The sequence below is a fragment of the Escherichia sp. KCJ4928 genome (assembly GCF_004352695.1).
Classification (GTDB): Bacteria; Pseudomonadota; Gammaproteobacteria; order Enterobacterales; family Enterobacteriaceae; genus ECMA0423.
Genome location: NZ_SJWV01000024.1, coordinates 15738 through 39559, shown reverse-complemented (window position 1 = coordinate 39559; position 23822 = coordinate 15738). Strand labels below are relative to the sequence as shown.

The window sequence follows — 23822 nt, the reverse complement described above, 5'->3', positions numbered from 1 at the left end:
GTATTCAGTCTGGTAATCATCCAAGGAAAGCTTATCAGAAGGGTGATGACCCCAATTAGTAGAACATATATTTTCGATAAAAGCACCGATGACTTTTTCATGAAGTTCTACAGAACGCGAGAAACAGATGGTTCTGCGGGCCAGACGTTTGATTCGGGTTCTCAGGGTCAGATTGTTACGCTCAATGTGCTGAGTAAAAATCTTACCAGTCAGATGCTTCTCCTTCGGTAACTCTCTAGCGTAACTACCCCATTCGTCAGTGGTCAACATGCCGATGGTAAAAGGGTAAGCAGCGCCCGCAATTCACGACAGGTTTCGTCAGTCCGGGGGCCAAAAGTGTAGGCCAGAACACCACCAGTTTTCGTGTTGTACACGTACCAGAGCCAGTGCTGTCGCGCTTTACTGCCGACAAAGCTCCATTGCTGACTAAGTTTGCAGATGAGTGCCACATCAGCATGAGCGACCGGGGATGACGTTATTCTTCGTGGCGAGAGTTTTTTAAAGTTCGGATGACTGTATTAATGCCGATTTTCAGCGTACGGGCAGTATCGCGAACCCCGGCACCGTTGAAAGTCATTTCAGCGATTTGGTCTTTAACTCCCGGTTTACGGGGCTCGTAACAGTAACTGAGCTGAAATACCCGGTGACAGTCACGGCCGCGGAATCGATCATGTCTTTTTGGGTTCTGCCCGTGACGGTAAACCTGAACGGACTGGCAACGGGGGCAATGAAGGTTAACTGTGACCATGAAACAACCTTAAAAGCGAGTATTATATCCTTAATTCAACTAATTGGAGGCATCACCGTTTACCGGAGCGACAGCTTGCGGAAAGGTCGTGCAACTACAAAGCAACAAACAGACTACGGCGGGAATTATTTTTTTCATCATCCATTACCACGAAAACAGCGGCCACTCTTTGGCAACCGTGGTGAGTTGTGGCGCGTCGAAAACGGCTTGTGGTGAAACTACCGTTTCCTCAAGCGGAATATTTTTACCGTAGCGTTCTTTGAGCTTCGCCTGGACCAGCGGGTTGCTGAGATCAAACTCTTTCAACTTCTGCTGTTCGCCCACGCGCATTCCCAGCGCGTTCTGGTAAACCTTCCACACCACTTCCGAACAGTACTGGCGATCGTCGCTCCATGAGAAGCTGAAATCATACGGTTTACCGAGATAACGTTTTGCCGTTTGCGCCAGTTTTTGCTGTTGTTCAACACTCAGTCCGCCTTCAACGCGGCGAACGACGTATTTGCCCTTTTCACCATGGGCAATCCACTGCTTGAGCGGGGTGTATTTCACCGGGCCGACCGCTTCAAAAACGTAGGGCTTTTTGTTACGCATCACCAGCATACCGGTGTGGCTGTAATCGGAATGGGTCGCCAGTTGGATCGCTTTACTTTGCGATGAGCGAGAGATCTGAAAGATGATGTCGCCAGTTTGCGGCTGCCAGGCAAAGGCAGGCACAGAAACCAGCAGGCTGAGGATCAGTAGCCTGATTTTCATCGTTAAACGTCCTTGTATGAAAAAAGCGGCTGGTTAACTCCGCGCCGCTCTTTTCCGCTTTAGTATTCCCACGTCTCCGGGTTAATCCCCATCTCACGCATGATCTCTTTTGCCGCTTCCGGGATTTCGTCGCTGCGCTCTTTACGCAGATCGGCATCATCCGGCAAAGGTTGCCCGGTAAAGGCATGCAGAAACGCTTCGCACAGCAGCTCGCTGTTGGTAGCGTGACGCAGGTTGTTCACCTGACGACGCGTGCGTTCATCGGTGAGGATTTTTAACACCTTAAGAGGAATGGAAACCGTAATCTTTTTGACTTGTTCACTCTTCTTGCCGTGCTCAGCGTATGGGCTGATATATTCGCCGCTCCATTCAGCCATGAGATACTTAATCCTCTTCGTCAATAAATTGAGACCAGACCACACAATTTATGTGGGTACTGACCGTAAACCCGCATAGTTTACCGTACAGGCGTTACCGTGACATCGTGTAATGCACCTGTCGGCGTGATAATGCATATAATTTTAACGGCTATTTGGGATTTGCTCAATCTATACGCAAAGAAGTTTAGATGTCCAGATGTATTGACGTCCATTAACACAATGTTTACTCTGGTGCCTGACATTTCACCGACAAAGCCCAGGGAACTTCATCACATGACGCGTAAACAGGCCACCATCGCAGTGCGTAGCGGGTTAAATGACGACGAACAGTATGGTTGCGTTGTCCCACCGATCCATCTTTCCAGCACATATAACTTTACCGGATTTAATGAACCGCGCGCGCATGATTACTCGCGTCGCGGCAACCCAACGCGCGATGTGGTTCAGCGTGCGCTGGCAGAACTGGAAGGCGGTGCTGGTGCAGTACTTACTAATACCGGCATGTCCGCGATTCACCTGGTAACGACCGTCTTTTTGAAACCTGGCGATCTGCTGGTTGCGCCGCACGACTGCTACGGCGGTAGCTATCGCCTGTTCGACAGCCTGGCGAAACGCGGTTGCTATCGCGTGTTGTTTGTTGATCAAGGCGATGAACAGGCATTACGGGCAGCGCTGGCAGAAAAACCCAAACTGGTACTGGTAGAAAGCCCAAGTAATCCATTGTTACGCGTCGTGGATATTGCGAAAATCTGCCATCTGGCAAGGGAAGTCGGGGCGGTGAGCGTGGTGGATAACACCTTCTTAAGCCCGGCATTACAAAATCCGCTGGCATTAGGTGCCGATCTGGTGTTGCATTCATGCACGAAATATCTGAACGGTCACTCAGACGTGGTGGCTGGCGTGGTGATTGCTAAAGATCCGGACGTTGTCACCGAACTGGCCTGGTGGGCAAACAATATTGGCGTGACGGGCGGCGCGTTTGACAGCTATCTGCTGCTACGCGGGTTGCGAACTCTGGTGCCGCGTATGGAGCTGGCGCAGCGCAACGCGCAGGCGATTGTGAAATATCTGCAAAGCCAGCCGTTGGTGAAAAAACTGTATCACCCGTCGCTGCCGGAAAATCAGGGGCATGAAATTGCCGCGCGCCAGCAAAAAGGCTATGGCGCAATGTTGAGTTTTGAACTGGATGGCGATGAGCAGACGCTGCGTCGTTTCCTGGGTGGACTGTCGTTGTTTACGCTGGCGGAATCATTAGGGGGAGTGGAAAGTTTAATCTCTCACGCCGCAACCATGACACATGCAGGCATGGCACCAGAAGCGCGTGCTGCCGCCGGGATCTCCGAGACGCTGCTGCGTATCTCCACCGGTATTGAAGATGGCGAAGATTTAATTGCCGACCTGGAAAATGGCTTCCGGGCTGCAAACAAGGGGTAAAAATGAGTGTGATTGCGCAGGCAGGGGCGAAAGGTCGTCAACTGCATAAATTTGGTGGCAGTAGTCTGGCTGATGTGAAGTGTTATTTGCGTGTCGCGGGCATTATGGCGGAGTACTCTCAGCCTGACGATATGATGGTGGTTTCCGCCGCCGGTAGCACCACTAACCAGTTGATTAACTGGTTGAAACTAAGCCAGACCGATCGTCTCTCTGCGCATCAGGTTCAACAAACGCTGCGTCGCTATCAGTGCGATCTGATTAGCGGCCTGCTACCCGCCGAAGAAGCCGATAGCCTCATTAGCGCTTTTGTCAGCGATCTGGAGCGCCTGGCGGCACTGCTCGACAGCGGTATTAACGACGCGGTGTATGCGGAAGTGGTGGGCCACGGTGAAGTGTGGTCGGCGCGCCTGATGTCTGCGGTGCTTAATCAACAAGGGCTGCCAGCGGCCTGGCTTGATGCCCGCGAGTTTTTACGCGCTGAACGCGCTGCGCAACCGCAGGTTGATGAAGGGCTTTCTTACCCGCTGCTGCAACAATTGCTGGTGCAACATCCGGGCAAACGCCTGGTAGTGACCGGATTTATCAGCCGCAACAATGCCGGTGAAACGGTGCTGCTGGGGCGTAACGGTTCCGACTATTCCGCGACACAAATCGGTGCGCTGGCGGGTGTTTCTCGTGTAACCATCTGGAGCGACGTCGCCGGGGTATACAGTGCCGACCCGCGTAAAGTGAAAGATGCCTGCCTGCTGCCGTTGCTGCGTCTGGATGAGGCCAGCGAACTGGCGCGTCTGGCGGCTCCCGTTCTTCACGCCCGTACTTTACAGCCGGTTTCTGGCAGCGAAATCGACCTGCAGCTGCGCTGTAGCTACACGCCGGATCAAGGCTCCACCCGCATTGAACGCGTGCTGGCCTCCGGTACTGGTGCGCGTATTGTCACCAGCCACGATGATGTCTGCTTGATTGAGTTTCAGGTGTCCGCCAGCCAGGATTTCAAACTGGCGCATAAAGAGATCGACCAGATCCTGAAACGCGCGCAGGTGCGTCCACTGGCAGTTGGCGTGCATAACGATCGCCAGTTGCTGCAATTTTGCTACACCTCAGAAGTGGCCGACAGTGCGCTGAAAATCCTCGACGAAGCGGGATTACCTGGCGAACTGCGCCTGCGTCAGGGGCTGGCGCTGGTGGCGATGGTCGGGGCGGGTGTCACCCGTAACCCGCTGCATTGCCACCGCTTCTGGCAGCAACTGAAAGGCCAGCCGGTCGAATTTACCTGGCAGTCCGATGACGGCATCAGCCTGGTGGCAGTACTGCGCACCGGCCCGACCGAAAGCCTGATTCAGGGGCTGCATCAGTCCGTCTTCCGCGCAGAAAAACGCATCGGCCTGGTATTGTTCGGTAAGGGCAATATCGGTTCCCGTTGGCTGGAACTGTTCGCCCGTGAGCAGAGCACGCTTTCGGCACGTACCGGCTTTGAGTTTGTGCTGGCAGGTGTGGTGGACAGCCGCCGCAGCCTGTTGAGCTATGACGGGCTGGACGCCAGCCGCGCGTTAGCCTTCTTCAACGATGAAGCGGTTGAGCAGGATGAAGAGTCGTTGTTCCTGTGGATGCGCGCCCATCCGTATGATGATTTAGTGGTGCTGGACGTTACCGCCAGCCAGCAGCTTGCTGATCAGTATCTTGATTTCGCCAGCCACGGTTTCCACGTTATCAGCGCCAACAAACTGGCGGGAGCCAGCGACAGCAATAAATATCGCCAGATCCACGACGCCTTCGAAAAAACCGGGCGTCACTGGCTGTACAATGCCACCGTCGGTGCGGGCTTGCCGATCAACCACACCGTGCGCGATCTGATCGACAGCGGCGATACTATTTTGTCGATCAGCGGGATCTTCTCCGGCACGCTCTCCTGGCTGTTCCTGCAATTCGACGGTAGCGTGCCGTTTACCGAGCTGGTGGATCAGGCGTGGCAGCAGGGCTTAACCGAGCCTGATCCGCGTGACGACCTCTCCGGCAAAGACGTAATGCGCAAGCTGGTAATTCTGGCGCGTGAAGCGGGTTACAACATTGAACCGGACCAGGTACGTGTGGAATCGCTGGTGCCTGCTCATTGCGAAGGCGGCAGCATCGACCATTTCTTTGAAAATGGCGATGAACTTAACGAGCAGATGGTGCAACGGCTGGAAGCGGCCCGCGAAATGGGGCTGGTGCTGCGCTACGTGGCGCGTTTCGATGCCAATGGCAAAGCGCGTGTGGGCGTGGAAGCGGTGCGTGAAGACCATCCGCTGGCATCACTGCTGCCATGCGATAACGTCTTTGCCATCGAAAGCCGCTGGTACCGCGATAATCCGCTGGTGATCCGTGGGCCTGGCGCTGGGCGCGACGTCACCGCCGGGGCGATTCAGTCGGATATCAACCGGCTGGCACAGTTGTTGTAATTTCAGAAATTTAATAATGCCCGATACTCATGTTTTCGGGTCTATGGTTTCTAATGAAATATATTGAATTATCATAGGATTAGGCCGGATTAAGCGTTTACGACGAATCCGGCAAGAAGCAATAAGTACATGGTTAGTTTATATTTGCAGTCCGGTTTGCTTTGCATACCGGATTTTCTTTTTCTTACCATCCTGAAGTTTTTTCATCTTCCCTGATTTTTCCTCACCATCATTGGTCATTTTTCGGTTGACGCCCTTCGGCTTTTCCTTCATCTTTACATCTGGACGTCTAAATGGATAGATGTGTACAACACAACATATAACTACAAGCGATTGATGAGGTAAGGTATGAGCTTTTTTCACGCCAGCCAGCGGGATGCCCTGAATCAGAGCCTGGCAGAAGTCCAGGGGCAGATTAACGTTTCGTTCGAGTTTTTCCCGCCGCGTACCAGTGAAATGGAGCAGACCCTGTGGAACTCCATCGATCGCCTTAGCAGCCTGAAACCGAAGTTTGTATCGGTGACCTATGGCGCGAACTCCGGCGAGCGCGACCGTACGCACAGCATTATTAAAGGCATTAAAGATCGCACTGGTCTGGAAGCGGCACCGCATCTTACTTGCATTGATGCGACGCCCGACGAGTTGCGCACCATTGCACGCGACTACTGGAATAATGGTATTCGTCATATCGTGGCGCTGCGTGGCGATCTGCCGCCGGGAAGTGGTAAGCCAGAAATGTATGCTTCTGACCTGGTGACGCTATTAAAAGAAGTGGCAGATTTCGATATCTCCGTGGCGGCGTATCCGGAAGTTCACCCGGAAGCAAAAAGCGCTCAGGCGGATTTGCTTAATCTGAAACGCAAAGTCGATGCCGGAGCCAACCGCGCGATTACTCAGTTCTTCTTCGATGTCGAAAGCTACCTGCGTTTTCGTGACCGCTGTGTATCGGCGGGCATTGATGTGGAAATTATTCCGGGAATTTTGCCGGTATCTAACTTTAAACAGGCGAAGAAATTTGCCGATATGACCAACGTGCGTATTCCGGCGTGGATGGCGCAAATGTTCGACGGCCTGGATGATGATGCCGAAACCCGCAAACTGGTGGGCGCGAATATTGCCATGGATATGGTGAAGATTTTAAGCCGTGAAGGAGTGAAAGATTTCCACTTCTATACGCTTAACCGCGCTGAAATGAGTTACGCGATTTGCCATACGCTGGGTGTTCGACCTGGTTTATAAATAGTGTGGCTTTTGTGAAAATCACACAGTGATCACAAATTTTAAACAGAGCACAAAATGCTGCCTCGAAATGAGGGCGGGAAAATAAGGTTGTCAGCCTTGTTTTCTCCCTCATTACTTGAAGGATATGAAGCTAAAACCCTTTTTTATAAAGCATTTGTCCGAATTCGGACATAATCAAAAAAGCTTAATTACGATCAATTTGACCTACATCTCTTTAACCAACAATATGTAAGATCTCAACTATCGCATCCGTGGATTAATTCAATTATAACTTCTCTCTAACGCTGTGTATCGTAACGGTAACACTGTAGAGGGGAGCACATTGATGAGCACGTCAGACGATATCCATAACACGACAGCCACTGGCAAATGCCCGTTCCATCAGGGCGGTCACGACCAGAGCGCGGGGGCGGGCACAACCACTCGCGACTGGTGGCCAAATCAACTCCGTGTTGACCTGTTAAACCAACATTCTAATCGTTCTAACCCGCTGGGTGAGGACTTTGACTACCGCAAAGAATTCAGCAAATTAGATTACTACGGCCTGAAAAAAGATCTGAAAGCCCTGCTGACAGAATCTCAGCCGTGGTGGCCAGCCGACTGGGGCAGCTACGCCGGTCTGTTTATTCGTATGGCCTGGCACGGCGCAGGTACTTACCGTTCAATCGATGGACGCGGCGGCGCGGGTCGTGGTCAGCAACGTTTTGCACCGCTGAACTCCTGGCCGGATAACGTAAGCCTCGATAAAGCGCGTCGCCTGTTGTGGCCAATCAAGCAGAAATATGGTCAGAAAATCTCCTGGGCCGACCTGTTTATCCTCGCAGGTAACGTGGCGCTGGAAAACTCCGGCTTCCGTACCTTCGGTTTTGGTGCCGGTCGTGAAGACGTCTGGGAACCGGATCTGGATGTTAACTGGGGTGATGAAAAAGCCTGGCTGACTCACCGTCATCCGGAAGCGCTGGCGAAAGCACCGCTGGGTGCAACCGAGATGGGCCTGATTTACGTTAACCCGGAAGGCCCGGATCACAGCGGCGAACCGCTTTCTGCGGCAGCAGCTATCCGCGCGACCTTCGGCAACATGGGCATGAACGACGAAGAAACCGTGGCGCTGATTGCGGGTGGTCATACGCTGGGTAAAACCCACGGTGCCGGTCCGACATCAAACGTAGGTCCTGATCCAGAAGCTGCACCGATTGAAGAACAAGGTTTAGGCTGGGCGAGCACTTACGGCAGCGGCGTTGGCGCAGATGCCATTACCTCTGGTCTGGAAGTAGTCTGGACCCAGACGCCGACCCAGTGGAGCAACTATTTCTTCGAGAATCTGTTCAAGTATGAGTGGGTACAGACCCGCAGTCCGGCTGGAGCAATCCAGTTCGAAGCGGTAGACGCACCGGAAATTATCCCGGATCCGTTCGATCCGTCGAAGAAACGTAAACCGACAATGCTGGTGACCGACCTGACGCTGCGTTTTGATCCTGAGTTCGAGAAGATCTCTCGTCGTTTCCTCAACGATCCGCAGGCGTTCAACGAAGCCTTTGCCCGTGCCTGGTTCAAACTGACGCACAGGGATATGGGGCCGAAATCTCGCTACATCGGGCCGGAAGTGCCGAAAGAAGATCTGATCTGGCAAGATCCGCTGCCGCAGCCGATCTACAACCCGACCGAGCAGGACATTATCGATCTGAAATTCGCGATTGCGGATTCTGGTCTGTCTGTTAGTGAGCTGGTATCGGTGGCCTGGGCTTCTGCTTCTACCTTCCGTGGTGGCGACAAACGCGGTGGTGCCAACGGTGCGCGTCTGGCATTAATGCCGCAGCGCGACTGGGATGTGAACGCCGCAGCCGTTCGTGCTCTGCCTGTTCTGGAGAAAATCCAGAAAGAGTCTGGTAAAGCCTCGCTGGCGGATATCATCGTGCTGGCTGGTGTGGTTGGTGTTGAGAAAGCCGCAAGCGCCGCAGGTTTGAGCATTCATGTACCGTTTGCGCCGGGCCGCGTTGATGCGCGTCAGGATCAGACTGACATTGAGATGTTCGAGCTGCTGGAGCCAATTGCTGACGGTTTCCGTAACTATCGCGCTCGTCTGGATGTTTCCACCACCGAGTCACTGCTGATCGACAAAGCCCAGCAACTGACCCTGACCGCGCCGGAAATGACCGCGCTGGTGGGCGGGATGCGCGTACTGGGTGCCAACTTCGATGGCAGCAAAAACGGCGTCTTCACTGACCGCGTTGGCGTATTGAGCAATGACTTCTTCGTGAACTTGCTGGATATGCGTTACGAGTGGAAAGCGACCGACGAATCGAAAGAGCTGTTTGAAGGCCGTGACCGCGAAACCGGCGAAGTGAAATACACTGCCAGCCGTGCGGATCTGGTATTTGGTTCTAACTCTGTCCTGCGTGCGGTGGCTGAAGTTTACGCCAGCAGCGATGCTCACGAGAAGTTTGTTAAAGACTTCGTGGCGGCATGGGTGAAAGTGATGAACCTCGACCGTTTCGACCTGCTGTAATCTGACCTTCTTCAGCGACTGCCTTTCAGGCAGTCGCTGAAGTTTCTTTACCGGCGTATAGTGTCCACAGGAAAACTACACACTGGATCTCTCATGTCTGCCGCAGGAAAGAGCAACCCACTGGCAATCAGTGGCCTGGTTGTGCTCACACTTATCTGGAGTTATAGCTGGATTTTCATGAAGCAAGTCACCAGCTACATCGGTGCCTTCGACTTTACCGCCTTACGCTGCATTTTCGGCGCTCTCGTTTTATTCATCGTCCTTTTATTACGTGGTCGCGGAATGCGCCCGACACCGTTTAAATACACCTTAGCCATTGCCCTGTTACAAACCTGCGGGATGGTTGGCCTGGCGCAGTGGGCGCTGGTCAGCGGCGGAGCGGGGAAGGTGGCGATCCTAAGCTATACCATGCCGTTCTGGGTGGTGATTTTCGCCGCGTTGTTTCTCGGTGAACGCCTGCGACGTGGGCAATATTTCGCGATACTGATTGCCGCTTTCGGCTTATTTTTGGTGTTGCAGCCGTGGCAACTCGATTTCTCTTCAATGAAAAGTGCCATGCTGGCAATCCTCTCCGGCGTCAGTTGGGGGGCGAGCGCGATTGTTGCTAAACGCCTATACACCCGTCATCCGCGCGTGGATTTATTATCGTTAACATCCTGGCAGATGCTCTATGCGGCGCTGGTGATGAGTGTGGTCGCTTTACTGGTGCCGCAACGTGAAATTGACTGGCAGCCCACCGTGTTCTGGGCGCTGGCCTACAGTGCGATTCTGGCGACGGCGCTGGCGTGGAGCTTATGGTTGTTTGTATTGAAAAACTTGCCTGCCAGTATTGCCAGCTTAAGCACGCTGGCCGTTCCCGTTTGCGGCGTACTCTTTTCCTGGTGGCTGCTCGGTGAGAATCCGGGGGCCGTTGAAGGTAGCGGTATTGTGCTGATTGTGCTGGCACTGGCGCTGGTGAGCCGTAAGAAAAAAGAAGCTGTCAGTGTAAAAAGCATCTGAATTTTTTCTTCATGTGGGGCGATCGCTTATTTAACAAAATAACGATAATGCCCCACCATCCGCCAGCTAAACAGCACATCTTCTTCCTGCGCGCCTGCGCCAATGTTATGTATCACCAGCGGCGTACCGTCGCGGGCGAAGCCATCTGACACCACCCCAATATGTGCCAGTCCGTTATCCAGTCGCCAGGAGACAATATCGCCCGCTTGATAGTCACTGGGGTTCTTGCTGATGGGGCGTGTTTTATCGTGGCGGGTAAACCAGGTTTCCAGATTAGGCACCCGACGGTGATCGATGTTGCTGTCCGGGCGCTTTAACTGCCATTTTTGCGGGTACTCGGCAAAATTCTTCGCCATATCTTCGTGCACCAGTTTCTGCAAATCGACCTTCTGGCTGCGCAATGCACGGATCACCACATCGGAACATACCCCGCGTTCTTGCGGGACATCACCGCCAGGATAGGTAAGCTGCATATACGCCGGATCGTAAAATAGCGTGCTGCCGATTTGCTGTCTGGCACCGTCTGCGATGGCAAGGTTGGTATTGGCCTGGATTTGTACCACGGTTGGTGGAACGGCGGGAGATTTTAAGGAGTGGCTGGTAAATGCCGTTAGCAGGCTGAGCAGCGCCAGTGAAGCTTTCATCTGGTTCGTCCGTGAAAATAAGAGTCACAGATTCGACCTTCCGGGCTAACGATTGTTCTGTGGAGAAAATGTCCAGAAGCGGATAAAAAACTCCTGAACAACGTGGGAGTTTCAGATTACTGGCACAGAGTGCCGGATGCGGAGTGAACGCCTTATCCGGCCTACAAAAGCACGCATATTCAATATATTGCAGAGATTTCGTAGGCTTGATAAACGTAGCGCATCAGGCAATTTTGCGTTCAAACTCCCGGACAAGCCGGGAGTTTGGAGTAGGTTATTCCCACTCTTGCAGGAAACGCTGACCGTACTGGTCGGCTACCAGCAGAGCGGCGTAAACCTGATCTGGCGTCGCGCCGCCAGGCATGTTGTGAATGGTTTCACCTTCTGCACATGCCGCTTCTGCCACAATTCGCATTTTCGCCGGGACATCTTCTTTAATATCCAGTTGAGCGAGAGTTATTGGCAAACCTACCGCATGGCTAAGTGCAGCTACGGTTTCGATTTCCTCAACCGGTGCGTTTTCCAGAACCAGCTGCGTCAGCGTACCAAATGCCACTTTTTCACCGTGATAATAGTGATGCGCGTCCGGGATAGCGGTCAGGCCGTTATGCACCGCGTGAGCCGCCGCCAGCCCGCCGCTTTCAAAACCAACGCCGCTCAAATAGGTGTTCGCTTCAATCACGCGCTCCAGCGCCGGGGTTACTACATGCTGTTCGGCGGCAAGCATCGCTTTTTCGCCTTCTTCCAGCAGGGTGTTGTAGCACAGTTCAGCCAGTGCCAGCGCCGCCTGGGTGCACTTGCCGCCCGCCATGGTGGTCGCGCCGCTACGAGAGCAAGCACGCGCTTCAAACCAGGTTGCCAGCGCATCGCCGATACCCGCTGCTAACAGACGTGCAGGTGCGCCCGCGACGATTTTGGTGTCGACAATGACCATATTCGGGTTATTTGGCAACAGCAGATAGCGGTCAAACTCACCCTCATCGGTGTAGATAACAGACAATGCGCTGCACGGTGCATCGGTAGAGGCGATAGTCGGTGCGATCGCTACCGGAACACCCATGAAATGTGCCAGTGCTTTGGCAGTATCGAGGGTTTTTCCGCCACCGATACCGAGAATTGCGCCACACTGCGCAGTCTCCGCGATGCCACGCAGACGGTCGATCTCATTTTGCGAACATTCACCGCCAAACGGCGCAATTTCTACTACCAGTCCAGCATCTTTAAAGCTTTTCTCGACAGTGGATTGAGCAAAACCTAAAACAAATTTGTCACCCACCACTAACCAGCGTTCTGCCAGCGGCTTCAGGTATTCGCCCAGACGATTAATCACATCAGCGCCCTGGATGTATTTACCCGGTGATTGAATAATGCGGTCCATAATTGCTCCTTTAGAGATGAGTAGTGCCAAATGCGGCATTCCAGTCGTGTTCGAACTTCTCTATAGCTGACTCTACCGCAGGGGTGTTGAGCATTTGTTGCGCTACATCTAAGGGCAGGGTGATGGATTCACATCCTGCCAGTAAACAGTCCAGCGCCTGACGCGGCGTTTTAAAGCTGGCCGCCAGCACCATGCTTTCTGGTGCGTGCATTTCTAACAGCGCTTGCAGCTCCCGAACCGTACGAATGCCGTCCCCGCCCTGGGCATCTACGCGGTTAACATACGGAGCAACGTATTTTGCCCCTGCCAGCGCGGCCAGTAACCCTTGTGCAGCACTGTACACTGCGGTGCCAAGCGTAGTAATACCCTCTTTTTTCAGCATCTTAATGGCGGCCAGACCTTCGGAAGTCACCGGGATTTTCACCACAATGCCCGGAATGGCGTCGCGCAGGCGCTTCGCTTCTTCCACCATACCCTGCGCGTCACGACTCATAGTCTGAGCAAACAGAATGCCCTCATCACCAATCGCTTTTTGCAGACGCGGCAGAACTTCCCATATGGACTCCTTGCTGGCAGCGATAATGCTCGGGTTAGTTGTCACCCCGGCAATGGGGAATATGCGTGCCAGACGTTCGACTTCTGCGACGTTAGCGGTGTCCAGATACAGTTCCATGATGTTTCCTTTTACAGTTCCAGTTCATGTTGCAGCAGGCTGGCGATAGCGTCGGCAGAGGCGGCGTTAACCAGCGCGTTACGGAATTCTTCGTGCATGATGCGGCGAGCGAGGCGCGAGAAAATGCGCATGTGCTGATCGCCCGCAGCGTGTTTGTTCAGGGTTAACATAATGATGAATTGCGCTTCATCATCGCCCCAGCGCACCGGCGCTTGCAGACGCGCCACGCTGATGGTGGATTGCTCAATGTGTTCTGATTTGCTGTGTGGAATGGCAAAACTAAAGCCCAGACCGGTAGAGAAAACGGCCTCGCGCGCCCATAAGTCGGCTTCCAGTTTACGCGGATAGCGGCAGCGGCCCGCCAGCAGCAGGTTATCGGTCATGCCTTTGAGCACTTCTTCTTTGCTGCGCCAGTCACTTTCCAGCGTGATGCACTCGGCGGTGACCAGCGGTGCGTCCTGTTGGGTCATGCGGAATTGCGCCAGCAGGTGTTCCACTTCCAGCGAAGTACGGCAGGCCATTGCCTGGTTGAGCAACTTGCGGCACTCACGGCTATCAAGTTGCGCCATCCGCGCTTTCGCCGCCGGAATTGATGGTGCGCTCATGCTGAGTTCATCCAGCCCTAAGCCGACCAGCAACGGCAGCACGGAACCTTTCGCTCCCAGCTCACCGCACAGACCAATCCATTTGCCCTGGCGATGCACCGCCTGCACGGCGTAATCGAGCGCCCGCAAGAATGCCGGATTCAGGCTGTTGTAGTGACGAGTAACCTTAGCGTTATCGCGATCCACTGCCAGCAGATATTGCGTCAGGTCATTACTACCAATACTAAAGAAATCAATCTCTTCGCAGCATTGATCGATGATGAACATCACCGACGGTACTTCCAGCATAATGCCAAGCTGGATCTTCTCATCAAACGGAATGTGTTCGTTACGCAGTTGCTGTTTGGCTTCCGCCAGTTTTTCTTTCACCCATAAGATCTCTTCCATTGAGGAGATCATCGGGATCATGATTTTCAGGCTGCCGTGAGCGGAGGCGCGCAGGATCGACCGTAGTTGTGTGGTGAACAGCGAGGCGTATTCTTCATAAATACGCACAGCGCGATAACCGAGGAACGGGTTAGCTTCTGCCGGAATGTTCAGATAATCAACGGGTTTGTCGCCGCCAATGTCCATAGTGCGCACAATAATGCTGCGTCCGTTGGCAGACTCCAGCGCCTGACAAAAAATGTTGTACAGCTCGCTTTCGCCCGGTGCACTGGTGCGATCCATATAGAGCATTTCAGTGCGGAACAAACCAACGCCTTCCGCACCATTGCCGAATGCGGCCTGCGCTTCCACGGAGTGAGCGATGTTAGCGGCAATTTCAATGCGGATACCGTCAGCGGTACGGGCTTGTTGGGTCAGCCAGACACGCTGTTGCTCACGCAGGGCGTCCTGTACGCGGGCTTCTTGCTGATAATAACGAGCTACGGCTTCTCCTGGCTCAACCACAATCGCCCCAGCGTTGCCGTCGATATAAATCGTTTGATGCTGCCACGGAGTAAGGGCATCAATATCTACACCAACCAGTGTCGGAATGTTGAACGAACGGGCAAGAATTACGGTATGTGAGGTGGTGCCGCCACTTTTCAGTAACAGACCTTTGAGGTGATTTTTATCCAGTTCGAGGAACTGGCTGGGAGTCAGTTCATCAGCCATACAAATGGCGGGCTGCGTCAGTTTGCCCGGTGCCGGGAAGCGTTGCTCACCGTAGATTTGCTGGAGTAACTGGAAGCAGACGTCGCGTACGTCCAGGGCACGTTCTTGCAGGTAGCTGCTGCTGGAACGGGCGAACTCTTCGCAAAAGTGATTCGCACTGGTGACAATCGCTTCGGCGCAGCTTAATCCGGCGCTGACGCCTGCCAGTAAATGTTCGCGCAGGGAAGTATCGCCAGCCAGGGATCGGTGCGCTTCCAGAATCGCGCTGGTGGCACCGTCGCTATCCAGCAGACGAAACTCAATGTTTTTCAGTACCAGCGTCAGGCCGTTTTCCAGTGCGGATTGCTCGGCGTCAACGCCTTTGGCTGCGGGAAGATTACCCAGCGCATTGAGATCTAAAGAAGAGATCGGCGTCAGAATGCCGCCTGCACTACCGCTGCACACGGTGCGGGCGCGGATAATTTGCGGATTCAGATTGGTCAGTGAAACCGGCAGTGGTTCCAGTTCGTCAGATTTAACTTCCGCCAGCGGCGCATCGCAGTGGGGGAATTCATCGCGCAGCCATTGGCTTAAACGCTGGTGCGCTTCCTGTTCGTCGGCCCCGGAAATCAGTAACTGGCAGTTATCGCCCGCCAGCGTATCGGTGCCAATCAGCGCAAGGGCGCTTTTGGCGTTGCCCTTGCGGCCAGTGCGCAGGTTATGCCACTCAATTTGTGATGAAAAAGTATTACACAGCGTTTCAACGTGGCTTGCCGGACGTGCATGTACGCCGTTAGGTAGCTCACAAATAAATTCCACAATCAGGGCCATTGCCTCTCTCCCGGTACGGTTTTCTGTTTACAGGATAAGAGCGCACGGCAACGGCCTGCCATGTGACAAATCTGCCAAAAGCTGGACAAATGTAATGTAACCGTCAATTTGCGACGCGTCTCACAAGACGCTGTTTTGCGGCATGCTTCCGGTTTATCGCAAGTTATGAGGCGGATCGCATTTTTGTACTGATATTACAAAAGTCCAGTAAATGGCCTTTTTATCCACTGTTTGCTCCGCCTGCGATTGCCTATTGTTTCCTCCATCAAAAATATGGACATGGGCTTTCGCAAGCCCGGGAGCAGCTTATGAATGAGTTGGTGCAGATCCTGAAAAATACCCGTCAGCATTTAATGACGGGCGTTTCACACATGATTCCCTTCGTGGTATCGGGCGGTATTTTGCTGGCGGTTTCCGTCATGTTGTATGGCAAAGGCGCAGTGCCGGATGCCGTAGCCGATCCAAATCTGAAAAAACTGTTTGATATCGGCGTTGCGGGCTTGACGCTGATGGTGCCTTTCCTCGCAGCGTACATCGGTTATTCCATTGCAGAGCGTTCTGCGCTGGCTCCGTGCGCTATCGGTGCCTGGGTTGGTAACAGCTTTGGTGCGGGCTTCTTTGGTGCACTGATCGCCGGGATTATCGGCGGCATCGTGGTGCATTACCTGAAGAAAATTCCGGTGCATAAAGTTCTGCGCTCGGTGATGCCTATCTTCATTATTCCTATCGTCGGCACACTGATTACCGCAGGCATCATGATGTGGGGCTTGGGCGAGCCTGTAGGGGCGTTGACCAACAGCCTGACTCAGTGGCTTCAGGGGATGCAGCAGGGCAGCATTGTTATGCTGGCGGTGATCATGGGTCTGATGCTGGCGTTCGATATGGGCGGTCCGGTTAACAAAGTGGCCTATGCCTTCATGCTGATTTGCGTTGCTCAGGGTGTTTATACCGTGGTGGCCATCGCTGCCGTGGGTATTTATATCCCGCCGCTGGGGATGGGGCTGGCGACGCTGATTGGTCGTAAAAATTTCTCCGCAGAAGAGCGCGAAACCGGCAAAGCGGCACTGGTGATGGGCTGTGTTGGCGTTACTGAAGGGGCGATTCCTTTCGCCGCTGCCGATCCGCTGCGTGTCATTCCTTCCATCATGGTCGGTTCAGTTTGTGGTGCAGTAACTGCGGCGCTGGTCGGTGCGCAGTGCTATGCAGGCTGGGGTGGTCTGATTGTGCTGCCGGTGGTTGAAGGCAAGCTGGGTTATATCGCAGCAGTGGCTGTCGGAGCAGTGGTGACGGCTGTTTGTGTGAACGTGCTGAAAAGTCTGGCGCGTAAAAATGGGTCTTCGACTGATGAAAAAGAAGACGACCTGGATTTGGATTTTGAAATTAATTAATTGAGGAACGAGCCATGACGAAAATTATTGCAGTAACCGCATGTCCTTCAGGTGTTGCCCATACCTATATGGCAGCAGAGGCGCTGGAAAGTGCCGCGAAAGCGAAAGGCTGGGAAGTGAAAGTAGAAACCCAGGGGTCAATTGGTCTGGAAAATGAACTGACTGCGGAAGATGTGGCGAGCGCTGATATGGTGATTCTGACCAAAGATATCGGCATCAAGTTTGAAGAGCGTTTTGCTGGCAAGACCATCGTGCGCGTCAACATCAGCGATGCAGTAAAACGTGCTGACGCCATTATGAGCAAAATTGAAGCTCACCTGGCGCAAACCGCTTAAGTTCTTCTCCCGCTCGCAAGGGCGGGTTCGCTTTCCCACAGGAGTTCCTCATGACGAATCGTATCTCTCGCCTCAAAACTGCACTGTTTGCCAATACCCGTGAAATCTCGCTGGAGCGGGCGCTGCTTTATACCGCCAGCCATCGGCAAACCGAAGGCGAACCGGTGATATTGCGCCGGGCGAAAGCAACAGCGTATATCCTTGAACATGTTGAAATTTCGATTCGTGATGAAGAACTGATTGCCGGTAACCGCACCGTAAAACCGCGCGCTGGGATTATGTCGCCGGAAATGGACCCTTACTGGCTGCTGAAAGAGCTGGATCAATTCCCGACGCGTCCGCAGGACCGCTTTGCTATCAGTGAAGAAGATAAACGTATCTACCGTGAAGAGTTGTTCCCGTACTGGGAAAAACGTTCGATGAAAGATTTCATCAACGGGCAGATGACAGATGAAGTAAAAGCCGCGACCAGCACGCAGATTTTCAGCATCAACCAGACAGATAAAGGCCAGGGGCACATTATTATTGATTACCCACGCCTGCTGAATCACGGGCTGGGGGAGCTGGTGGCGCAGATGCAGCAACATTGTCAGCAACAGCCGGAGAATCACTTTTATCAGGCCGCGCTGTTACTGCTGGAAGCCTCGCAGAAACACATTCTGCGTTACGCTGAACTGGCGGAAACAATGGCGGCAAACTGCACAGATGCCCAGCGTCGCGAAGAACTGCTGACTATTGCGGAGATCTCCCGCCATAACGCCGAACATAAGCCGCAGACGTTCTGGCAGGCGTGCCAGTTATTCTGGTACATGAACATCATTCTGCAATACGAATCCAACGCCAGTTCGCTATCGTTGGGGCGCTTCGACCAGTATATGTTGCCGTTCTATCAGGCATCTTTAACCCAGGGCGAAGATCCGGCGTTCCTGAAAGAACTACTCGAATCTTTATGGGTGAAATGCAACGACATCGTGCTGTTGCGCTCCACCAGCAGCGCGCGTTATTTCGCAGGTTTCCCGACCGGCTATACCGCACTGCTCGGCGGGTTAACCGAGAACGGACGTAGCGCGGTGAACGTGCTTTCGTTCCTTTGCCTTGACGCTTATCAAAGCGTGCAATTACCGCAACCGAACCTCGGCGTGCGCACTAACGCCTTGATCGACACGCCGTTCCTGATGAAAACCGCCGAAACCATTCGCCTCGGCACCGGTATTCCGCAAATCTTTAACGATGAAGTGGTGGTGCCAGCGTTCCTCAACCGTGGCGTTTCGCTGGAAGATGCGCGCGACTATTCCGTAGTGGGCTGTGTGGAATTATCTATTCCCGGCAGAACCTACGGCTTGCATGACATCGCGATGTTTAACCTGCTGAAAGTGATGGAAATCTGCCTGCATGAAAATGAAGGCAATGCCGCGCTGACTTATGAAGGTTTACTGGAACAGATCCGTGCCAAGATCAGCCACTACATCACCCTGATGGTTGAAGGCAGTAATATTTGCGATATCGGCCATCGCGACTGGGCACCTGTACCGCTGCTCTCGTCTTTTATCAGCGATTGTCTGGAAAAAGGCCGCGATATTACCGATGGCGGCGCGCGTTATAACTTCTCCGGCGTACAGGGGATCGGTATCGCCAACCTGAGCGATTCTCTCCATGCGTTGAAAGGGATGGTTTTTGAGCAACAGCGTTTAAGTTTTGACGAATTGCTGTCGGTATTAAAAGCCAACTTCGCAACGCCAGAAGGCGAAAAAGTCCGCGCTCGCTTAATTAACCGCTTTGAGAAATACGGTAACGATATCGACGAGGTGGATAACATTAGCGCCGAACTGTTGCGCCACTACTGCAAAGAAGTGGAAAAATACCAGAACCCGCGCGGCGGTTACTTCACGCCGGGATCGTATACCGTTTCTGCTCACGTCCCGTTGGGATCGGTGGTTGGCGCGACGCCAGACGGTCGTTTTGCCGGAGAACAGCTGGCAGACGGCGGCTTGTCACCTATGCTGGGTCAGGACGCACAAGGGCCAACAGCGGTACTGAAGTCAGTCAGTAAGCTCGATAATACGCTGCTGTCTAACGGTACGTTGCTGAACGTGAAATTCACTCCGGCGACCCTGGAAGGTGAAGCGGGATTACGCAAACTGGCCGACTTCTTACGGGCGTTTACCCAGCTTAAGTTGCAGCATATTCAGTTTAACGTGGTGAACGCCGACACGTTGCGGGAAGCGCAACAGCGCCCACAAGATTATGCCGGGCTGGTGGTGCGCGTTGCCGGATACAGCGCCTTCTTTGTCGAACTGTCGAAGGAGATCCAGGATGACATCATCCGCCGGACAGCGCATCAGCTGTAACGTTGTGGAAACGCGCCGCGATGATGTGGCGCGCATTTTCAACATTCAGCGTTATTCACTGAATGACGGCGAGGGCATTCGTACGGTGGTCTTTTTTAAAGGCTGTCCGCATCTTTGCCCGTGGTGTGCTAATCTGGAGTCGATCTCCGGCAAAATCCAGACGGTACGCAGAGAGGCGAAATGTCTGCACTGTGCGAAATGTTTGCGTGATGCGGATGAATGCCCCTCCGGGGCGTTTGAACGGATTGGCCGCGATATCAGCCTTGACGCGCTGGAACGGGAAGTGATGAAAGATGACATTTTCTTTCGCACGTCCGGCGGCGGCGTCACGCTTTCTGGCGGCGAAGTGTTAATGCAGGCGGAGTTTGCTACCCGTTTTTTACAGCGACTGCGGCTGTGGGGTGTCTCATGTGCCATTGAAACTGCCGGAGACGCGCCGGCCAGCAAGCTGTTACCACTGGCGAAATTGTGCGATGAAGTGTTGTTCGATTTAAAAATTATGGATGCGACTCAGGCGCGGGATGTGGTGAAGATGAACCTGCCACGCGTGCTGGAGAATCTGCGTTTGCTGGTGAGTGAGGGCGTCAACGTGATCCCGCGTTTACCGCTGATCCCTGGTTTCACGCTCAGCCGGGAGAATATGCAGCAGGCGCTGGATGTACTGATCCCGCTGAAAATCAGGCAGATCCATCTGTTACCGTTTCATCAGTACGGCGAACCGAAATACCGCCTGCTGGGGAAAACATGGTCGATGAAAGAGGTGCCTGCGCCGTCGTCAGCCGATGTGACAACGATGCGCGAAATGGCAGAACGGGCCGGATTTCAGGTTACCGTGGGAGGTTAAAATGGCATACCTGGTGGCAGTAACCGCCTGCGTAAGCGGCGTGGCGCATACTTATATGGCGGCGGAACGGCTGGAAAAGTTGTGCCAGTTAGAGAAGTGGGGCGTCAGCATTGAAACTCAGGGCGCGCTGGGAACGGAGAATCGTTTAGCGGACGAGGATATCCGTCGGGCGGATGTTGCTCTGTTGATTACGGATATCGAGCTTGCCGGTGCCGAGCGATTTGAACATTGCCGCTATGTGCAATGCAGCATCTACGCATTCCTGCGTGAGCCGCAGCGGGTAATGAGCGCGGTGCGCAAAGTGCTTTCTGCGCCGCAGCAAACCCATCTTATTCTGGAGTAGTCGGTTTTTCTGTCAGTTGGCTGTGGTACTGCCGACGATATTCCGACGGCGAGCGTTCGGTGTTTTTACGAAACAGACGGCAGAAGTAGTTGCTGTCGACAAAGCCGCAGGCGTGCGCCACTTCTTTTACCTTCAGGTCATAGCCTTTCAATAACGTCTTAGCGTGCTCCAGTCGCGTGTGATTCAGGTATTCGTTAAAACCAATGGCCCCCGTTTTTTGAAACAGGTGCGAGAGATAGTTTGGTGAAATATAGAATGCCTGTGCGACAGATTCGCGGGTAAGCGCGGAGGCATAGCGTTCGTCGATATAATCGCGAATAGCTTCAAATAGTGCCTGGCTGCGTGAGGCGGTCTGGATTTGGCTGCCGAGCAAATCGCGGCAGTGGCTAAGCAGGCTGGCGACGATAAGCCTTGCCGTTTGCTGCTCCTGCGGCTGCATTTGCATTTCATTGAGCGTTTGTAGCAGAAAAGAACCTATGCGTGGGCCGCGCCGGGCGACGTGTTGCTTCGCCAGATTTTGATATTGTTTGCCATCCCATTGCACGACGCTGAAGCCGAGTTGCTGTTTGCCAAACAGCACGCTAAAGGTAGTAGCGGGGGCTTGCCATTGTGGAAAATTCCAGCCACCAGCAGGAACGTACAGCACATCGCCGGGAACTAACGTTGCTCCAGCGCCGGTATCAACAAACTCACCTTCCAGCACAATTTCCAGCCGTGGAAAATCGACCTGATACGCGAGATCGGGCACCGGGCCGTTACTGCTGGCAAAGTAAATCTGGCGCAGGGACAGCGGGCCGTTGATCAGGCGGGAGAGCAGATAGCTGACGTCGTGATACATGTTATTCCCTTAGGTATGTAGACGGGAAAACAGTAACTGGCATTATTAAAAAAGGCCACCTGAAAAGTGTGGCCTGAGGGGAGTTCGATGTAAACATTGCGGCAGTATCGCATCCGGCAAATAGCGCCAGACGCGATACAAAGGTCATTTACTGATTACCCACCTGATCGCCATACGGCAGCGTGTCGTAATCGATCAGCGCGTTTTTCTTGTACGGGTTACCAATCCAGCGGGTAGTTTCTTTGAACTGCGGATTCACCACTGAACGGGTTGGATCGTAACCGTCGTAAGATAAGCCTGCTAAATCTGACCAGGTGTGGATCAGTTCCGCCAGGCTGTATTTACGATCAACATCCTGCGAGAAATCACGCGGATGAGTCGCTTGCCATTTTTCCGACGTCCACAGCAGGAACGGAATGGTGTACATGTGGCGCGTCGGGTTGTCTTCGTTACGCCCCTGAGTTTTGTGCGGCGGCGTGTCGTAAACCTCTTCACCGTGGTCAGAGAAATAAACCAGGAAACCGTTCGGGTTTGCTGCTTTAAAGTCTTTAATCAGGCTGGCAACCACATGATCGTTATACAGGTTAGCGTTGTCATAATCGTTATATGACTCCAGCTCTTCCGCGTTTAATCCAGGCGGAACATGATCGGTATTGCCATCAAACTTGCCCTGATTTTCCGGGTAGCGGTATTTGTATTTGATATGCGTACCCAGCAGATGAACGATGATCAGTTTCTTCGGCGCCGGGTCCTTCAGCACTTCCTGGAATGGTTTCAGCACGTTGGTGTCGTATTCACGCGCACTCTGCGTACGTTGCTGGTTCATATAGAACTGTTTGTCGGTCTGCTTCGAAAATACCGTCAGCATGGTATTGCGGGCGGTCATCGTCTGCTGGTTGGTGATCCAGAAGGTTTTATAACCTGCCTGTTTCATCATGTTCATCAGCGACGGTTGTGTCAGATACAGGTCCGGGTTCTTTTCATTGGCAAAGGTCAGCGCCTGTTGCAGGATTTCAATGGTGTACGGACGAGACGTAACCACGTTATTAAACACGGTCAGATTCGGATCGGTTTTATGCAGCGCATCCAGCTCCGGCGTGGTTTCACGCGGATAACCGTACAGACTCATGCGTCCACGCTGGGTTGACTCGCCAATCACCAGCACTAAGGTGCGCGGTTCGTTACCCGATTCATCTTTGAAATTAGCCAGCGGCGGCAAGGCATTATTTTCATTCAGTAGCTTTGTTAGCGAGTTTAGTTGCTGACGATACTGATAATAGCCGGTCAGGAATTGCCACGGTGCGGCAGGCTCCATACGCGAGGCCAGGTTGTCCAACGTTTTCTCAAACGGCTTGTTTTTGATAAACGTATTCATGGCGATCGGATGCAGAATCAAGCCATAAAGCAGGGCAAAAGAGACAACATAACGCCACGGCTTTGGAATATAGACCGGGCGCAGGCGTGTCCACAGCAGAACTGCCACCGCCGTATAGGCCAGCGCGATAAGCACAATTTTCAGGCTGAAATACTGGCTTAAATACTCGCTGGCTTCGTTGGTGTTGGTTTCGAACATCACAAACAGAACGCTCTGCGAGAACTCCTGACCGTAGATGACGTAGTAGCACAGCGCCGCCAGAGAGGCCGCCCATAGCACCACGCCGATTACTGCGGCAATAATTTTAATCCGCTTCGGAAAGAGGAATACCGGGATCAACCACAGCGAACTGAATAACAGCGAGTCGCGAATGCCGTTAGTGCCACTATAACCACTGATGTAAATAATGGCCTGTAGCAGAGTAGAGAAAAACCAAAAGTAGAGCAGTGCCCAACCCAGGGCTTTCCAGCTAAAAAGAGGTTTAGCCTGGACTTCTGTGGAATGCATAGTAAGAACCTGTCTTGAAAAAATATCGCCGAATGTAACGACAATTCCTTAAGGATATCTGAAGGTATATTCAGAATTTGAATAAAATGCAGACAGAAATATATTGAAAACGAGGGTGTTAGAACAGAAGTATTTCAGA

19 protein-coding genes and 1 pseudogene are annotated in these 23822 nt (G+C 53.2%); 10 read left to right on the top strand and 10 right to left on the bottom strand.

Annotation, left to right across the window (positions count from 1 at the left end; translation table 11 throughout):
* The 3 genes and pseudogenes from E0D98_RS06140 to metJ all read right to left on the bottom strand — a co-directional run.
* A pseudogene (locus E0D98_RS06140) lies at window positions 1–748 on the bottom strand (IS1 family transposase); the annotation flags it as partial.
* A 144-nt stretch (window positions 749–892) separates the two neighbouring features.
* The gene (locus tag E0D98_RS06135) at window positions 893–1501 is read right to left on the bottom strand and encodes a YiiX family permuted papain-like enzyme (protein ID WP_000702307.1); all 609 of its coding nucleotides are present in this window, start codon (window positions 1499–1501) and stop codon (window positions 893–895) included.
* A 59-nt stretch (window positions 1502–1560) separates the two neighbouring features.
* Entirely contained in the window at window positions 1561–1878 is a 318-nt protein-coding gene (metJ, locus tag E0D98_RS06130) for a met regulon transcriptional regulator MetJ (RefSeq protein ID WP_000852812.1), read from the bottom strand.
* A 276-nt stretch (window positions 1879–2154) separates the two neighbouring features.
* Between metJ and metB the strand changes: the two genes are divergently transcribed.
* Together metB and metL are read left to right on the top strand one after the other, a co-directional pair.
* Window positions 2155–3315 carry a cystathionine gamma-synthase gene (gene metB / locus E0D98_RS06125; RefSeq protein ID WP_001356125.1) on the top strand — a complete coding sequence of 387 codons (1161 nt, stop codon included), beginning with the start codon at window positions 2155–2157 and terminating at the stop codon, window positions 3313–3315.
* 2 nt (window positions 3316–3317) lie between these two features.
* The gene (gene metL, locus E0D98_RS06120) at window positions 3318–5750 is read left to right on the top strand and encodes a bifunctional aspartate kinase/homoserine dehydrogenase II (RefSeq protein WP_000110786.1); all 2433 of its coding nucleotides are present in this window, start codon (window positions 3318–3320) and stop codon (window positions 5748–5750) included.
* Window positions 5751–5888: 138 nt separating this feature from the next.
* On the opposite strand, the gene E0D98_RS28400 is transcribed toward metL, so the two are convergent.
* Window positions 5889–6023 (bottom strand): hypothetical protein, encoded by a 135-nt coding sequence (locus E0D98_RS28400; protein WP_000660586.1) that lies wholly within the window; start codon window positions 6021–6023, stop codon window positions 5889–5891.
* Window positions 6024–6098: 75 nt separating this feature from the next.
* On the opposite strand from E0D98_RS28400, the gene metF reads away from it, so the two are divergent.
* The 3 genes from metF to yijE all read left to right on the top strand — a co-directional run bounded on the left by metF (window position 6099) and on the right by yijE (window position 10497).
* Window positions 6099–6989, top strand: a complete 891-nt coding sequence (metF, locus tag E0D98_RS06115; RefSeq protein WP_000007523.1) for a methylenetetrahydrofolate reductase — start codon at window positions 6099–6101, stop codon at window positions 6987–6989.
* 328 nt (window positions 6990–7317) lie between these two features.
* Entirely contained in the window at window positions 7318–9498 is a 2181-nt protein-coding gene (gene katG, locus E0D98_RS06110) for a catalase/peroxidase HPI (RefSeq protein ID WP_001297636.1), read from the top strand.
* A gap of 93 nt (window positions 9499–9591) precedes the next feature.
* Window positions 9592–10497: a cystine transporter YijE gene (gene yijE, locus E0D98_RS06105; RefSeq protein WP_001297632.1), complete on the top strand. Its 906-nt coding sequence runs from the start codon at window positions 9592–9594 to the stop codon at window positions 10495–10497.
* A 26-nt stretch (window positions 10498–10523) separates the two neighbouring features.
* Here yijE and E0D98_RS06100 read toward each other — a convergent pair whose 3' ends face one another.
* The 4 genes from E0D98_RS06100 to ptsP form a co-directional block, all read right to left on the bottom strand.
* Window positions 10524–11141 (bottom strand): DUF1287 domain-containing protein, encoded by a 618-nt coding sequence (locus E0D98_RS06100; RefSeq protein ID WP_000647882.1) that lies wholly within the window; start codon window positions 11139–11141, stop codon window positions 10524–10526.
* A 274-nt stretch (window positions 11142–11415) separates the two neighbouring features.
* On the bottom strand, window positions 11416–12519 hold the full coding sequence (gene gldA / locus E0D98_RS06095) for a bifunctional L-1,2-propanediol dehydrogenase/glycerol dehydrogenase (protein WP_000374004.1): 1104 nt from the start codon (window positions 12517–12519) through the stop codon (window positions 11416–11418).
* 10 nt (window positions 12520–12529) lie between these two features.
* A complete protein-coding gene (gene fsa / locus E0D98_RS06090) occupies window positions 12530–13192 on the bottom strand; it encodes a fructose-6-phosphate aldolase (RefSeq protein ID WP_050877037.1) in 663 nt (220 codons plus the stop codon).
* Between the two features lie 11 nt (window positions 13193–13203).
* On the bottom strand, window positions 13204–15705 hold the full coding sequence (gene ptsP, locus E0D98_RS06085) for a phosphoenolpyruvate--protein phosphotransferase (protein ID WP_050877038.1): 2502 nt from the start codon (window positions 15703–15705) through the stop codon (window positions 13204–13206).
* Window positions 15706–16013: 308 nt separating this feature from the next.
* Here ptsP and E0D98_RS06080 point away from each other — a divergent pair, with 308 nt between their 5' ends.
* The 5 genes from E0D98_RS06080 to E0D98_RS06060 are packed head-to-tail and all read left to right on the top strand — an operon-like array spanning window position 16014 to window position 20963.
* Window positions 16014–17093, top strand: a complete 1080-nt coding sequence (locus tag E0D98_RS06080; RefSeq protein WP_047086365.1) for a PTS fructose transporter subunit EIIC — start codon at window positions 16014–16016, stop codon at window positions 17091–17093.
* A 14-nt stretch (window positions 17094–17107) separates the two neighbouring features.
* Window positions 17108–17428: a PTS fructose-like transporter subunit IIB gene (locus tag E0D98_RS06075; RefSeq protein WP_000161265.1), complete on the top strand. Its 321-nt coding sequence runs from the start codon at window positions 17108–17110 to the stop codon at window positions 17426–17428.
* Window positions 17429–17478: 50 nt separating this feature from the next.
* Window positions 17479–19776 carry a formate C-acetyltransferase gene (locus tag E0D98_RS06070; protein WP_000184821.1) on the top strand — a complete coding sequence of 766 codons (2298 nt, stop codon included), beginning with the start codon at window positions 17479–17481 and terminating at the stop codon, window positions 19774–19776.
* The gene (locus E0D98_RS06065) at window positions 19742–20620 is read left to right on the top strand and encodes a [formate-C-acetyltransferase]-activating enzyme (protein WP_050877039.1); all 879 of its coding nucleotides are present in this window, start codon (window positions 19742–19744) and stop codon (window positions 20618–20620) included. Before E0D98_RS06070 ends, E0D98_RS06065 begins: the two co-directional genes overlap by 35 nt.
* 1 nt (window position 20621) lies before the next feature.
* The gene (locus E0D98_RS06060; RefSeq protein ID WP_000323849.1) at window positions 20622–20963 is read left to right on the top strand and encodes a PTS fructose-like transporter subunit IIB; all 342 of its coding nucleotides are present in this window, start codon (window positions 20622–20624) and stop codon (window positions 20961–20963) included.
* Here E0D98_RS06060 and E0D98_RS06055 read toward each other — a convergent pair.
* Both E0D98_RS06055 and E0D98_RS06050 read right to left on the bottom strand, forming a co-directional pair.
* Window positions 20950–21801 carry an AraC family transcriptional regulator gene (locus tag E0D98_RS06055; RefSeq protein ID WP_000274636.1) on the bottom strand — a complete coding sequence of 284 codons (852 nt, stop codon included), beginning with the start codon at window positions 21799–21801 and terminating at the stop codon, window positions 20950–20952. The two genes, E0D98_RS06060 and E0D98_RS06055, sit on opposite strands and share 14 nt — an antisense overlap.
* A 148-nt stretch (window positions 21802–21949) precedes the next feature.
* Entirely contained in the window at window positions 21950–23683 is a 1734-nt protein-coding gene (locus E0D98_RS06050; protein ID WP_000556293.1) for a phosphoethanolamine transferase CptA, read from the bottom strand.
* Window positions 23684–23822 lie beyond the last annotated feature (139 nt).

Excerpts from the sequence above, each read along its gene's own strand:
- E0D98_RS06135 (WP_000702307.1), bottom strand. The coding sequence starts at position 1,501 with ATGAAAATCAGGCTACTGATCCTCAGCCTGCTGGTTTCTGTGCCTGCC.
- fsa (WP_050877037.1), bottom strand. The coding sequence starts at position 13,192 with ATGGAACTGTATCTGGACACCGCTAACGTCGCAGAAGTCGAACGTCTG.
- metJ (WP_000852812.1), bottom strand. The coding sequence starts at position 1,878 with ATGGCTGAATGGAGCGGCGAATATATCAGCCCATACGCTGAGCACGGC.
- katG (WP_001297636.1), top strand. The coding sequence starts at position 7,318 with ATGAGCACGTCAGACGATATCCATAACACGACAGCCACTGGCAAATGC.
- E0D98_RS06060 (WP_000323849.1), top strand. The coding sequence starts at position 20,622 with ATGGCATACCTGGTGGCAGTAACCGCCTGCGTAAGCGGCGTGGCGCAT.
- ptsP (WP_050877038.1), bottom strand. The coding sequence starts at position 15,705 with ATGGCCCTGATTGTGGAATTTATTTGTGAGCTACCTAACGGCGTACAT.
- yijE (WP_001297632.1), top strand. The coding sequence starts at position 9,592 with ATGTCTGCCGCAGGAAAGAGCAACCCACTGGCAATCAGTGGCCTGGTT.
- E0D98_RS28400 (WP_000660586.1), bottom strand. The coding sequence starts at position 6,023 with ATGAAGGAAAAGCCGAAGGGCGTCAACCGAAAAATGACCAATGATGGT.
- E0D98_RS06055 (WP_000274636.1), bottom strand. The coding sequence starts at position 21,801 with ATGTATCACGACGTCAGCTATCTGCTCTCCCGCCTGATCAACGGCCCG.
- E0D98_RS06080 (WP_047086365.1), top strand. The coding sequence starts at position 16,014 with ATGAATGAGTTGGTGCAGATCCTGAAAAATACCCGTCAGCATTTAATG.
- metL (WP_000110786.1), top strand. The coding sequence starts at position 3,318 with ATGAGTGTGATTGCGCAGGCAGGGGCGAAAGGTCGTCAACTGCATAAA.
- gldA (WP_000374004.1), bottom strand. The coding sequence starts at position 12,519 with ATGGACCGCATTATTCAATCACCGGGTAAATACATCCAGGGCGCTGAT.
- E0D98_RS06075 (WP_000161265.1), top strand. The coding sequence starts at position 17,108 with ATGACGAAAATTATTGCAGTAACCGCATGTCCTTCAGGTGTTGCCCAT.
- metB (WP_001356125.1), top strand. The coding sequence starts at position 2,155 with ATGACGCGTAAACAGGCCACCATCGCAGTGCGTAGCGGGTTAAATGAC.
- E0D98_RS06050 (WP_000556293.1), bottom strand. The coding sequence starts at position 23,683 with ATGCATTCCACAGAAGTCCAGGCTAAACCTCTTTTTAGCTGGAAAGCC.
- E0D98_RS06100 (WP_000647882.1), bottom strand. The coding sequence starts at position 11,141 with ATGAAAGCTTCACTGGCGCTGCTCAGCCTGCTAACGGCATTTACCAGC.
- E0D98_RS06065 (WP_050877039.1), top strand. The coding sequence starts at position 19,742 with ATGACATCATCCGCCGGACAGCGCATCAGCTGTAACGTTGTGGAAACG.
- E0D98_RS06070 (WP_000184821.1), top strand. The coding sequence starts at position 17,479 with ATGACGAATCGTATCTCTCGCCTCAAAACTGCACTGTTTGCCAATACC.
- metF (WP_000007523.1), top strand. The coding sequence starts at position 6,099 with ATGAGCTTTTTTCACGCCAGCCAGCGGGATGCCCTGAATCAGAGCCTG.